Here is a 12,831-nt window from a genome sequence, read left to right as displayed (position 1 = left end):
CTCGGCTCGGTCGGCGGGGTCGGGCCGGACCGCGCGGGCCCGACCCACCGGCTAATGCCCCCTCATCGCCGGAGCAGACGGCACGAGGAAGGGGCGGTCCCCGAGGGAACCGCCCCTTCGTCCGTCCAGGAGGAGCCGTCAGGCCAGCAGTTCCACCTCCGCCAGCGTCGACTCCCCGTCCAGCACCAGCCGGTACCTGGTGTACGAACCCGGCGCGCTCACGCTGAACGCCCGGGTCTGGCGGTCCCAGGCGAAGGATTCACCCGAGCGCTTGTCCAGCGTCTGCCAGGACGTGCCGTCCGTAGAGCCCTGGAGGGTCCAGCCCGTCGGCGCCTTGGCACGGTCCGCCGACGAGGTCAGCGTGTACTGCACGGCCTTGGCCGGGGCACCGGCCGGCAGGTCCACCGAGGTGACCGCCGCGCTCGTCGCCGAGGTGTTGTCGAACAGCGGGCCCTCGCCCTTCAGCACGTCCGCGCGCGGGGTCGGCACCTTGTCGTCCTCGGTGACCGACACCGGAGCGGCGCCCTTGCCCGAGCCCCACGACGACGGCTTGGCGCCCATCGAGAACTCCAGCACCCCGCCCTTCGACAGCAGGGAGTGGGGGAGCGAGGTGGAGTTCCAGGAACGGCCGTTGAATCGGACGCCTTGGATGTACACGTTGCGGTCGCTGTTCTGTGGGGCCTTGATCACCAGGTCCCGCCCGTTCTCCAGGTGGACGGTCGCCTTCTTGAACTGCGGGGAGCCGATGGCGTACTCGCCGCTGCCCATGACCAGCGGGTAGAAGCCGAGCGAGGAGAAGAGGTACCAGGCCGACTGCTCGCCGTTGTCCTCGTCGCCGTGGTAGCCCTGCCCGATCTCGCTGCCCGTGTAGAGGCGGGACAGCGCCTCGCGCACGTTCTTCTGCGCCTTCCACGGCTCGCCGGCCGCGTCGTACATGTAGATCACGTGGTGCGCGACCTGGTTGGAGTGGCCGTACATGCCCATCCGGACGTCCCGCGCCTCGGTCATCTCGTGGATGACACCGCCGTAGGAGCCGACGTACTCGGGGGAGGCCGTCTCCGGGGTGGCGAAGTACTCGTCCAGCTTGTCGCCGAGCCCGCCCCGGCCGCCGTACAGGTTGGCCAGGCCGCGGCTGTCCTGCGGGGCGGTGAAGGCGTAGCCCCAGCCGTTGGTCTCCGTGTAGTCGTAACCCCACACGCGCGGGTCGTACTTGGCGGAGTCCACGCGCCAGTTGCCCTTGGCGTCCTTGCCCTGGAAGAAACCGGCCTCGGAGTCGTAGAGGTTGACGTAGTCGCGGGCCCGGTTGAGGAAGTACCGCGACTCCTCCTGGTACCGCTTCTCGCCCGTCTTCTCGTACAGCGCCTCGCCCATCTTGGCGATGCCGTAGTCGTTGACGTACCCCTCCATGGCCCAGGACAGGCCCTCGTGGGTGTCGCTGCTCGTGTAGCCGAGGAAGGGCGAGGTGCTCATGCCCTTGCGGCCCACACCGGAACTCGGCGGCACCACGGTCGCGTTCTTCACCGCCGCGTCGTACGCCGCCTTCGCGTCGAACTTCACGCCCTTGACGTAGGCGTCGGCGAACGCCACGTCCGAGGAGGTGCCGGTCATCAGGTCGGCGTAGCCGGGGGAGGACCAGCGGGAGGTCCAGCCGCCGTCCTTGTACTGCTGCACGAAGCCGTCGACCATCTCGCCGGCCTGTGAGGGCGTGAAGAAGGAGTAGGCGGGCCAGGTGGTGCGATAGGTGTCCCAGAAGCCGTTGTTGACGTACACCTTGCCGTCGACGATCTTGGCGCCGGTGTGCGTCGGGGTGTCCGGGTTCGGCATCGGGGAGAACGGCGAGGCGTACCGGTCCTTGCCGTCGACCTTCTCGAAGCCCGAGTTCGGGTAGAGGTACAGCCGGTACATGCTGGAGTACAGCGTGGTGAGCTGCTCCGGGGTGGCGCCCTCCACCTCGACCTTGCCCAGGATCTTGTCCCAGGCCCGCTGGGCGCGCGCCTTCACGGTGTCGAAGGAGGTGCCGTCCGGGACCTCCTGGCGCAGGTTGTCCTTCGCCTGGTCCAGGCTGATCAGCGAGGTCGCCAGGCGCAGGGTCACCGTGCGGTCGGCGCCCGCGGCGAACCGCAGATAGCCCTTGACCCCACTGGACGAGCCCTCGGTCACCGGCTTGTCGAAGGTGCCGTAGACGAACAGCCGGGTCGCGCCCGTCGACAGCCCCGACTTCACGTCGGAGTAGCCGGTGACGATCCCGTGCTCCTTGTCCAGGGTGAGCCCCGCCTGCTCGGTGACGTTGTCGAACAGCACGCTCGCGTCGTCGCCGGGGTAGCTGAAGCGCAGCACGGCCGCGTGGTCGGTCGGGGTCATCTCGGCCTTCAGGCCGTTCTCGAACTTCACCCCGTAGTAGTACGGCCGGGCCGTCTCGTTCTCGTGCCGGAATGCCAGCTCACGGGCCTCGCGGCCGGAGTCCGGGGTGCCCTTCGCGGCCGACGGCATGAGCTGGAAGGTCTGCCGGTCGCCCATCCACGGGCTCGGCTCATGGCTGGCGCTGAACGCTTGCACGGTCGGCAGGTTGTCGTCGTTGTTGGCCCGCGCGTACTCGTACAGCCAGCTCAGCGAGGACGCGTTGGTCACCGGGGTCCAGAAGTTGAACCCGTGCGGCATCGCGGCGGCCGGGAAGTTGTTGCCGCGCGAGAAGCTGCCGCTGGAGTTGGTGCCGCGCGTGGTCAGCGCGTAGTCCGACAGATGCGCCTTGGGCCGCTCGGGCGCCACCCGCTTCAGCGCCACGTCGTCGACCCAGCCCCGGAACTTCGCCGGGCCCTTGGGGGAGTCGTAGGCCACCAGGATCCGGTCGACGGTCTTGCCCGCCGCCACCGAACCGATCCGGGAGGCCACGTCGTTCCACTGGTTGACGTACAGCCCCTTGGCCGCGCCCTGGCCGCTCGGAGTCAGCGGGAACCCGTGCTGGTCCGTCGCGCCGAGCGAGCTGAGGTAGGTGCCGTCGGTGAAGGCCAGGTCGACGCTGACGTTGGTGGCGTCGTAGTCCCGGTCGCCGTCGGCCATCGACGGGAAGAGGCGGTACGACAGCCGGGTGTCGCGGGCCACCTTGACATCGACGTCGAAGACCTTGTCGTACGAGTAGCCCCGGCCGTCCGCGGTGTGCCGTCCGGCGTAGCGCAGCGCGTGGGTGCCGGTGAAGCCGGCCCGCGCCTTGGCGGTGGGGGAGCCGCTCGGGCCCTTGTCGACCAGGGCCAGCATGTCCTGCGGCGCCGGTCCGTCACCGCCGCCGGTGGAGAACTGCACATCGGCGAGCTGGAGGGCGTCGGAGGCGCCGTTGTTCTTCGTCACCTCGAGCCGGAAGTGCTGGTACTCGGCCGGTTCGGTGAGCTGGTACGACTTGGTCCCGAACCGGTCCGGGAAGCTCTCGCCGGTGCGGGTGTCGAGGGTCTTCCAGTCCTTGCCGTCCGCCGAGCCCTCCAGCCGCCAGTCCTTCGGGTCGCGCTCGGCGTGGTCGTTGGCCGAGGTGAGCGCGTAGGCGGCGACCTTCACCGGCTGGTCCAGGTCGAACTCGACCCAGCCGGTGGGCGCGAAGGTCAGCCATTTGCTACCGGGATCGACATCGGTGAGGTTCTCCTTCACCTCGCCGCCGCCCGTGTTCTCCCCGCTCGCCCGCAGATCGGTGACGTGGTCGGTGGCATTGCCCGGGATACCGGTGCTGTAGCCGCCGTCCACGCCCGAGGAGCGCTTGGCGCCGTCCGGTCCGGTCTCGACGGTGTTCAGCCAGTCGGGCGCCGGATCGCCGGACTCGAACGAGGACGCGAACTCCGTCGCCGCGGCCGGGGCCTTGGACGGCACGGCGACCGCCGCCCCTTGCGCGCCGACGCCCATGACAAAGGCGGTCGTGAGGACGACCGCCGGAGTCCATCTGTGCCGAGATCTCCGCTGCATCTACGGATTCCCCTCCCGCGCTCTTGGCGGACAACGTTGTCAACTTGCTGCGCAGGAACCAGTAGGTGGTCAAGTGGCCCGTGATGTCAAGGGTGTTGAGTGTGGCATTCAGGGGGCTATATCGGTAATTCATCCGGCAGGGCGTGCGGAGCCCGGCGATATTTCCACCAGGTCTCAACTCGGAAAAGACCGGCGGCCTACCTTGTATTCGATCTTGCCCCATTGGCGGGAAGTGGACTATACCTGTCGGCGTTTCCTGCACGAGCCAGCACAACCCGACCGCGGTGCCGGGGGGAGATCCGGTTCACCGCCTGAGTCCTGGAGAAGGCGAGGACTTGAGCATGGGGTCTACCGCAGCACAGCATGGTGGCGAAGGTGTCGGCCGTCGTGATCTGATCAAGCGCACCGCCGCACTCGGCCTGGTGGCCGCCCCCGGAATGGGGCTGCTGTCGGCCTGCGCGAGCAGTGGCGGCGACGGACAGAACAAGGCGAAGGCGGGCAAGAAGACCGCGAAGAACCCGCTGGGCGTCAATGACAGCGCCAAGCTGGAATTCGTCCTCTTCGACGGCGGTTTCGGCAAGGAGTACGCCGAGGACGCGGTCAAGCTGTACGAGAAGGACTTCCCGAAGGCCGAGGTGAAGTTCTCCGCGACCCAGAAGATCCAGTCCACCCTCCAGCCCCGCTTCAACCAGGGCACCCCGCCGGACCTCATCGACAACTCCGGCGCCGAGCAGATGGACATGGGCGTCCTGGTCGGCAAGAAGCAGCTCGCCGACCTCACCCCGCTGCTGGACGCGCCGTCCTACGACGACCCGTCCAAGAAGGTCCGCGACACCCTGCGCCCCGGCATCGTGGAGATGGGCCAGTTCGACGGCGACCCGGTGTGGATCCTGAACTACGCCTACACCGTGTACGGCGTCTGGTACTCCCAGAAGGCGCTGGACGGGCTGGACGAGAAGTACCCCGAGACCTGGGACGAGATGCTCAAGGTCTGCGCCAAGGCCAAGAAGAAGGGCATCGCGGGCTGGACCTACGCGGGCAAGTACCCGTACTACCTCCCCTTCTCGCTCTACCCGATGATCGCCAAGGTCGGCGGGCGCGAGGTGCTGGACTCCATCGACAACCTGGAGCCGAACGCCTGGAAGCACCCGGCCGTCAAGGCGTGTTTCGAGGCGTACTACGAGCTGTTCAAGAAGGGCTACATACTGCGCGGCACGCCCGGTCTCGACCACATCCAGTCGCAGACCGCCTGGGCCAAGGGCAAGGCGTTGTTCATCCCGAACGGCTCCTGGGTGGAGAACGAGTCGGCCAACGTCATCCCGGCCGACTTCGATCTGGCGGTCTCCGCGCCCACCGGGCTCGACAGCTCCGACAAGCTGCCGTTCGGCACCATCTGGGCCTCCGGCGGTGAGCCCTTCGTCGTCCCGGCCAAGGCGGCCAACCCCGAGGGTGGCATGGAGCAACTGCGCGTCATGCTCTCCGAGGCGTCCTCGCGGAACTTCACCTCCAAGGTGAAGTCGCTCTCCGCGCTCAACGGCGGCATCGACGGCATCGAGCTGACCCCCGGTCTGAAGGCGGGCGTCGCGGCGCTGGACAAGGCCGGGGGCAACGTGGTGAACCCGCGCATCCCGGACTGGTACGTCCAGTTGGAGAAGGAGAAGATCGGCGTCGGCGGCCTCGGCGAGATGATGGCCGGCCGGATCACCCCCGCCGAGGCGGTCAAGAAGATCCAGGGCTTCGCCGACGAGGCGGCCAAGGACTCCTCCATCAAGCACTACAAGCACAAGTAACACCCCCTCACGGGTTCGTCACCAGCGGCAGCACGTGTCCCAGGAACGGGGTCGTCCGGCAATGCAGCACGGCAAGTACGGGTTCATCACGGGGTTCCTCGCGGCCCCGCTCGGGCTCTACGCACTCTTCGTCATCTGGCCGTTCATCCAGTCCATCTACTACTCGTTCACGGACTGGACCGGCCTGAGCCCCGAATTCAGCATGGTCGGTGCCGACAACTACACCCGGATGCTGCACGACGACATCTTCTGGAAGTCGTTGACGCACAGCCTGCTCTTCGCGCTGCTGCTGCCGCTGGTGACGATCGGCATGGCCCTGTTCTTCGCCTTCATGATCAATGTGGGCGGCCGGCGCCGGAGGGGCGGACCGGTGATATCCGGGGTCCGCGGCTCCGGTTTCTACAAGATCGTCTATTTCTTCCCGCAGGTGCTCTCGATCGCCATCGTCGCCCTGCTCTTCGCCTTCGCCTACAACCCCGACAGCGGCGCGATCAACTCGTTCCTGCGCGGCATCGGGCTGGGCGGCCTCCAGCCGCTGTGGCTGGGCGACCCGGACCTCGCGCTGTGGTGCGTGATGGCGGTGCTGGTCTGGTCCACGACCGGCTTCTTCGTCGTCCTGTTCTCCGCGGGCATGGCCTCGATCCCGGCCGAGCTGTACGAGGCGGCCCTGCTGGACGGGGCCGGCCGCGCCACCACCTTCTTCCGGGTCACCCTGCCGCTGCTGTGGGACACCGTGCAGTCCGGCTGGGTCTACATGGGCATCCTCGCGCTGGGCGCCGAGTCGTTCGCGGTCGTACAGATCATGACGACCGGTCCGGGCGGCCCCGACTACTCGACCACGGTGATGGTCCTCTACGTGTACCAGAAGGCGTTCCGGGACGGTCAGGCCGCCTACGCCACCACCATCGGTGTCGCCCTGCTGGTCGTCACGCTCGCGTTCGCCGCGATCGTGATGCGGCTGGGCCGCCGCGAGCGGCTGGAGTACTGAGACCCCATGAAGACCACGAAGACCACGAAGACCACCGACGCTCCCGCCCCGCCGCCCGCGCCCGTCGTGAAAACCCACGTGCCCCCCGCCCGCCCAGGAGCCCGCCGTACCGAGGGCACGGTCCTCAACGTCTTCTCCCACGGGGTGCTGGTCATCTGGGCGGTCATGGTCGTCCTGCCGCTGCTGTGGGCGGTGATGACCTCCTTCAAGGACGACAGCTCCATCTTCGGCTCGCCCTGGGCGCTGCCGGACAAGCTGCACTTCGAGAACTGGTCGCGCGCCTGGACCCAGGCGAACATGGGCGACTACTTCCTCAACACCGTTCTGGTGGTGGGTGGTTCGCTGATCGGCACCCTGGTGCTGGGCTCGATGGCGGCCTATGTGCTGGCCCGCTTCGACTTCCCGGGCAACCGCTTCATCTACTACCTGTTCGTCGGCGGCATGAGCTTCCCGATCATGCTTGCGCTGGTCCCGTTGTTCTATGTCGTGAACAGCATGGGCCTGCTGAACACGATCCACGGACTGATCCTGGTCTACATCGCCTACTCGCTGCCGTTCACGGTGTTCTTCCTGACCGCTTTCTTCCGCACCCTGCCCACCTCGGTGGCGGAGGCGGCCTTCGTCGACGGTGCCTCGCACTCCCGGACCTTCTTCCAGATCATGCTGCCGATGGCCAAGCCGGGCCTGATCAGCGTCGGCATCTTCAACTTCCTCGGCCAGTGGAACCAGTACATGCTGCCGACGGTGCTGAACACCGACCCGGACAAGAAGGTCCTCACCCAGGGACTCGTCCAACTCGCCGTCAGCCAGGGCTACAAGGGCGACTGGTCCGGCCTCTTCGCGGGCCTGGTGATGGCGATGCTCCCGGTGCTGGCCGCGTACATCGTCTTCCAGCGCCAGGTGGTGGCGGGACTGACGGCGGGGGCGCTGAAGTAGCTCCGGCCCGCGCCCCTGTCCCGCTTCGATCCTCCGACCGGCCCCGGTGTGCCCCACCGGGGCCGGTCCACGTCCGGACACCGATGGTCACTTTGCGATCGTTACCGATCACCACGCGCGAACCCTGTCGTCAGCCGGTGAAGCCACTCCTGGTCACAGCTCCGTCACGCGATGAAACCTCCTCCGGGGAGGAACGGCGGAACGCGGCGAGTGTCAGCGATTTCCGTCAAGGACTTGACTGCGGTTACCCCTTCAGCAGAGCTTGGAGTTCATAACTTGTAAGTGGCCCGGTTCCGCAGATGTGACCTGGGCCACGGGTGGCGATGGGGCCGCCCGCCTATGTCGGGAGTGGATGGGTCGATGGAGACTCCGGGGTCGCAGTCGTCGCTGCACCGAGCCAACCTGGAAAGAGTCGTACGGGCGGTGCGGCTGGCCGGGTCGCTCACGCAGGCGGAGATCGCCCGCGCGACCGGCCTTTCCGCCGCGACGGTCTCCAACATCGTCCGGGAGCTGAAGGACGGCGGGACCGTCGAGGTCACCCCCACCTCGGCCGGGGGGCGCCGGGCCCGCAGCGTGTCGCTGAGCGGGGACGCCGGGATAGTCATCGGCATCGACTTCGGCCACACCCACCTGCGCGTGGCGATCGGCAACCTGGCGCACCAGGTGCTGGCCGAGGAGTCCGAGCCGCTGGACGTGGACGCCTCCTCGACCCAAGGGTTCGACCGCGCCGAGGAGCTGGTCGACCGGCTGATCGCCGCGACCGGCGTGGACCGGGGCAAGGTGGCGGGCGTCGGGCTCGGCGTACCGGGCCCCATCGACGTGGAGTCGGGCACCCTGGGGTCCACCTCGATCCTGCCCGGCTGGGGCGGCACCCGGCCCGCCGAGGAGCTGCGCGAGCGGCTCGGCGTGCCCGTGCACGTGGACAACGACGCCAACCTGGGCGCCCTCGGCGAGCTGGTCTGGGGCAGCGGCAGGGGCGTCCGCGACCTGGCCTACATCAAGGTGGCCAGCGGGGTCGGGGCGGGCCTGGTGATCAACGGGCAGATCTACCGGGGACCGGGCGGCACGGCCGGCGAGATCGGCCACATCACCATCGACGAGTCGGGCCCGGTGTGCCGCTGCGGCAACCGTGGCTGCCTGGAGACCTTCACGGCCGCGCGCTACGTCCTGCCGCTGCTCCAGCCGAGTCACGGCACCTCCCTGACCATGGAGGGCGTCGTCCGGCTCGCCAGGGACGGGGACCCCGGCTGCCGCCGTGTCATCGCCGACGTGGGCCGGCACATCGGCAGCGGCGTGGCGAACCTCTGCAACCTGCTGAACCCCAGCCGGGTCGTCCTGGGCGGCGATCTCGCCGAGGCCGGGGAGCTGGTGCTGGCCCCCATCAGGGAGTCCGTGGGACGCTATGCGATCCCCAGCGCGGGGCGTCAACTGTCCGTACTTCCAGGGGCACTTGGGGGCCGCGCCGAGGTGCTCGGGGCGCTCGCGCTGGCGCTGAGCGAAATGGGCGATTCGACCCTGCTCGACGGCTCGGCCACGGCCTCGCTCCCCGTGGTCGCTCCTGTCTTCACTTAGATAACGGATGGCACCGTTGCCATCTCGTTAAGGATTTACTTCTTGACGCCGAACGCGTGGCCGAGTTGACTTCCAGCCACCTCGGCCGCAACGACGCGGCCTCGTCAGGGAGGTTTCTGAAGTGAACACGCGTATGCGTCGTGCGGCCTTCGCCGTTGCTGCTGGTGCCATGGCCGTCTCGCTCGCCGCCTGTGGCAGTGCCAAGGAGTCCGGCGGCGGTGCCGCCAAGTCCGAGGACAGCAAGAAGAAGGGCGACGCGATCACTGTCGGTCTGCTCCTGCCGGAGAACCAGACCGCGCGTTACGAGAAGTTCGACCGTCCGCTGATCGAGAAGAAGGTCTCGGAGCTGACGAACGGCAAGGGCAAGGTCGTCTACGCCAACGCCAAGCAGGACGCGACCCAGCAGAACCAGCAGGTCGACACCATGATCACCAACAAGGTGGACGTCCTGATCATCGACGCGGTGGACGCCGCTGCGATCAAGAACTCGGTGCAGAAGGCCAAGGACGCCGGCATCCCGGTCGTGGCCTACGACCGCCTGGCGCAGGGCCCGATCGACGCCTACACCTCGTTCGACAACGAGACCGTCGGCAAGACGCAGGGCGAGGCCCTCCTGAAGGCCCTGGGCTCCAAGGCCAAGTCCGGCAAGATCGTCATGATGAACGGCTCCTCCACGGACCCGAACGCCGCGCAGTTCAAGAAGGGCGCGCACGACGTCCTCGACGGCAAGGTGAACGTCGGGAAGGAGTACGACACCAAGGAGTGGAAGCCGGAGAACGCCAACTCCAACATGGAGGGCGCCATCTCGGCCCTGGGCAAGAAGAACATCGTCGGCGTCTACTCCGCCAACGACGGCATGGCCGGCGGTATCATCACCGCCCTCAAGGCCGCGGGCATCGCCGACGTCCCGGTCACCGGCCAGGACGCCGAGCTCGCGGGTGTGCAGCGGATCGTCGCCGGTTCGCAGTTCATGAGCGTCTACAAGCCGTACGCCCCGGAGGCCGACGCCGCCGCGGAGATGGCCGTCAACCTGGCGCAGGGCAAGTCGCTGGACACCGTCGCCAAGGACAAGGTCGACAGCCCCACCACCAAGGCCGTCCCGTCGATCCTGGTCCCGGTCACCTCGCTGACCAAGGACAACATCAAGGACACCGTCCTCAAGGACGGCGTCTACACGGTGAACGACATCTGCACCGCCCAGTACAAGGCCGCCTGCGCCAAGGCCGGCCTGAAGTAACCGACGGACCCCTTCTCCACCCCGCCGACCGGATTCCCGTCGGCGGGGAGGTGAGGACCGCTCAGGCTCCTCCGGCGCCCCGCGCACCACACAGCCCCGCAAGCTCGGCGCGGGGCGCCGGACGGAATTCCCCCAAACTTCTGCACAACCTCCCGCCGGGTCAGGCGGCGAAGGAGATGGTTCACGTGTCCGCTACGCCCGTGCTGGCGTTGCGCGGAGTCTCCAAGCGATTCGGTGCCGTCCAGGCGCTCACCGATGTCACGCTGGAGATCCACGCCGGTGAGGTGGTCGCCCTGGTGGGCGACAACGGTGCCGGAAAGTCCACGCTGGTCAAGACGATCGCCGGCGTGCACCCCATCGATGAGGGTGTCATCGAATGGGACGGCAAGACCGTCCAGGTCAACAAGCCGCACGACGCCCAGAACCTGGGCATCGCGACGGTGTACCAGGACCTCGCGCTGTGCGACAACATCGACGTCGTCGGCAACCTCTACCTGGGCCGGGAGATCCGCCGCGCGGGCGTCCTGGACGAGGTCGAGATGGAGCGGCGCTCGCGTGAGCTGCTGGACCAGCTCTCGATCCGCATCCCGAGCGTCCGTATCCCGATCGCCTCGCTCTCCGGCGGTCAGCGCCAGGTCGTGGCCATCGCCCGGTCCATGCTCGGCGAGCCCCGGCTCGTGATCCTCGACGAGCCCACCGCCGCGCTCGGTGTCGAGCAGACCGCCCAGGTCCTCGACCTGGTCGAGCGGCTGCGGGAGCGCGGCCACGCCGTGATCCTCATCAGCCACAACATGGCCGACGTCAAGGCGGTCGCCGACAAGGTGGCCGTGCTGCGCCTGGGCCGCAACAACGGCGTCTTCGAGGTCAAGTCGACCTCGCAGGAAGAGATCATCTCCGCCATCACCGGCGCCTCGGACAATGCCGTCACCCGTCGTGCGGCGCGCACCAATGGGGAGATCAAGAAGTGAGCATCGAGAAGACCTCCACGCCTCCGGGGGACGCCGCCCCCAAGCCGTCCGGTGACGCCGCCGCGGTGAACCCGGAGGCCGCCCCCGGCGCCGGTGTCGCCGTCGACCCCCGGCTGCTCGTGCGTGAGCAGGGACTCGCGGGCTACGTGGGCGAGTTCAAGCGCAAGATGAAGGCCGGCGACCTGGGCTCGATGCCCGTCGTGGTCGGACTGATCGTCATCTGGATCATCTTCCAGAGCCTGAACTCCAACTTCCTCACCGCGGGCAACCTCTCCGACATCTCCGTCGCCATGGTCGGCACGGGCATGATCGCCGTCGGCATCGTGTTCGTCCTGCTGCTCGGCGAGATCGACCTGTCGGTCGGCTCCCTCTCCGGTGTCGCGGGCGCCACCTTCGCGGTGCTCAACATCACCAACGGCATGAACGAGGTGCTGGCCTTCGTGCTGGCGATCCTCACGGGCACCGTCGCCGGTGCCATCCAGGGCTTCTTCTTCGCCAAGATCGGTGTGCCGGCCTTCGCCGTCACCCTGGCGGGGCTGCTGTTCTGGAACGGCCTGATGCTCAAGATCCTGGGCGACAACGGCACGATCAACCTGAACAGCGACGGGCTGGTCGCCAACCTGACCAGCTACTACTTCTCCGACGTGGCCGCCGCCTACGGTCTGGCCGCCGTGGTGACGGTGCTGTTCTTCGTCAGCTCCTTCCTCGGCAACAAGCGCCGCGACGCCGCCGGGGTGCCGTCGAAGCCGCTGAGCGAGATCGTCCTGCGCACCGTGCTGCTGGGCGTCCTCTGCTTCGCCGTGGCGATCGTGTTCAACCAGTACAAGGGTCTGCCGCTGGCGGTCGTGATCTTCGTCGCGGTCCTCTTCGTCACCGACTTCGTGCTGCGCCGCACGGCCTACGGCCGCAAGGTGTTCGCGCTCGGCGGCAGCGTCGAGGCGTCCCGCCGCGCCGGTATCAACGTGGACCTGGTCCGCATCTCGGTGTTCGCCATCTCCGGCACCTTCGCGGCGCTGGGCGGCCTGTTCATCGCCTCCAAGATCGCCTCGGCCAACCAGGGCGCGGGCGGCGGTGACCTGCTGATGAACGCCATCGCGGCGGCCGTCATCGGCGGTACGTCCCTCTTCGGCGGCCGCGGCCGCACCTGGAACGCGCTCCTCGGTGTGCTGGTCATCATCTCGATCCAGTACGGCCTGGCCCTCCAGGGCATCCCCTCACCGGTGCAGTACATGATCACCGGTGGAGTCCTGCTGGCGACCGTCGTCATCGACGCGGTGACCCGCAAGACCCAGAAGTCGGCCGGCCGCGCGTAAGCTCGGCAGGCACTGGGGGCCCGGCGCGACGGAGCGTCGGGCCCCCTGTATTTCCCCTGGCCACACCCCCGCTCATCGGGGGTGG

Annotated in this window: 8 protein-coding genes; 7 read left to right on the top strand and 1 reads right to left on the bottom strand. The window is 68.0% G+C overall.

Going from position 1 to position 12,831, the window contains the following annotated elements; translation table 11 throughout:
* Nucleotides 1-138: 138 nt before the first annotated feature.
* Nucleotides 139-3,942 (bottom strand): GH92 family glycosyl hydrolase, encoded by a 3,804-nt coding sequence (locus HEK131_RS21175; protein ID WP_244336573.1) that lies wholly within the window; start codon nucleotides 3,940-3,942, stop codon nucleotides 139-141.
* Between the two features lie 341 nt (nucleotides 3,943-4,283).
* Between HEK131_RS21175 and ngcE the strand changes: the two genes are divergently transcribed.
* From ngcE to HEK131_RS21140, 7 genes are all read left to right on the top strand, one after another.
* Nucleotides 4,284-5,732, top strand: a complete 1,449-nt coding sequence (ngcE, locus tag HEK131_RS21170) for an N-acetylglucosamine/diacetylchitobiose ABC transporter substrate-binding protein (protein WP_244336572.1) — start codon at nucleotides 4,284-4,286, stop codon at nucleotides 5,730-5,732.
* Between the two features lie 61 nt (nucleotides 5,733-5,793).
* Nucleotides 5,794-6,720: a carbohydrate ABC transporter permease gene (locus HEK131_RS21165; protein WP_217463314.1), complete on the top strand. Its 927-nt coding sequence runs from the start codon at nucleotides 5,794-5,796 to the stop codon at nucleotides 6,718-6,720.
* A 6-nt stretch (nucleotides 6,721-6,726) separates the two neighbouring features.
* Nucleotides 6,727-7,656 carry a carbohydrate ABC transporter permease gene (locus HEK131_RS21160; RefSeq protein ID WP_244336571.1) on the top strand — a complete coding sequence of 310 codons (930 nt, stop codon included), beginning with the start codon at nucleotides 6,727-6,729 and terminating at the stop codon, nucleotides 7,654-7,656.
* A gap of 360 nt (nucleotides 7,657-8,016) precedes the next feature.
* Nucleotides 8,017-9,228 (top strand): ROK family transcriptional regulator, encoded by a 1,212-nt coding sequence (locus tag HEK131_RS21155; RefSeq protein ID WP_217463312.1) that lies wholly within the window; start codon nucleotides 8,017-8,019, stop codon nucleotides 9,226-9,228.
* Between the two features lie 133 nt (nucleotides 9,229-9,361).
* Nucleotides 9,362-10,465: a sugar ABC transporter substrate-binding protein gene (locus HEK131_RS21150; RefSeq protein ID WP_244452092.1), complete on the top strand. Its 1,104-nt coding sequence runs from the start codon at nucleotides 9,362-9,364 to the stop codon at nucleotides 10,463-10,465.
* A 176-nt stretch (nucleotides 10,466-10,641) separates the two neighbouring features.
* Nucleotides 10,642-11,433, top strand: a complete 792-nt coding sequence (locus HEK131_RS21145) for an ATP-binding cassette domain-containing protein (protein ID WP_217463311.1) — start codon at nucleotides 10,642-10,644, stop codon at nucleotides 11,431-11,433.
* Complete coding sequence (locus tag HEK131_RS21140) at nucleotides 11,430-12,746, top strand: sugar ABC transporter permease (RefSeq protein ID WP_217463310.1); 1,317 nt, start codon at nucleotides 11,430-11,432, stop codon at nucleotides 12,744-12,746. The genes HEK131_RS21145 and HEK131_RS21140 overlap by 4 nt, the downstream gene beginning before the upstream one ends.
* The last annotated feature ends 85 nt before the right edge of the window (nucleotides 12,747-12,831 follow it).

The sequence above is a fragment of the Streptomyces seoulensis genome (assembly GCF_022846655.1).
GTDB lineage: Bacteria > Actinomycetota > Actinomycetes > Streptomycetales > Streptomycetaceae > Streptomyces.
Note: the sequence above shows the minus strand (reverse complement) of the source record. Positions and strands in the feature narration are given on the sequence as shown.

Coding starts and splice junctions, on each gene's coding strand:
- HEK131_RS21175 (WP_244336573.1), bottom strand. CDS start 3,942: ATGCAGCGGAGATCTCGGCACAGATGGACTCCGGCGGTCGTCCTCACG.
- ngcE (WP_244336572.1), top strand. CDS start 4,284: ATGGGGTCTACCGCAGCACAGCATGGTGGCGAAGGTGTCGGCCGTCGT.
- HEK131_RS21165 (WP_217463314.1), top strand. CDS start 5,794: ATGCAGCACGGCAAGTACGGGTTCATCACGGGGTTCCTCGCGGCCCCG.
- HEK131_RS21160 (WP_244336571.1), top strand. CDS start 6,727: ATGAAGACCACGAAGACCACGAAGACCACCGACGCTCCCGCCCCGCCG.
- HEK131_RS21155 (WP_217463312.1), top strand. CDS start 8,017: ATGGAGACTCCGGGGTCGCAGTCGTCGCTGCACCGAGCCAACCTGGAA.
- HEK131_RS21150 (WP_244452092.1), top strand. CDS start 9,362: ATGCGTCGTGCGGCCTTCGCCGTTGCTGCTGGTGCCATGGCCGTCTCG.
- HEK131_RS21145 (WP_217463311.1), top strand. CDS start 10,642: ATGGTTCACGTGTCCGCTACGCCCGTGCTGGCGTTGCGCGGAGTCTCC.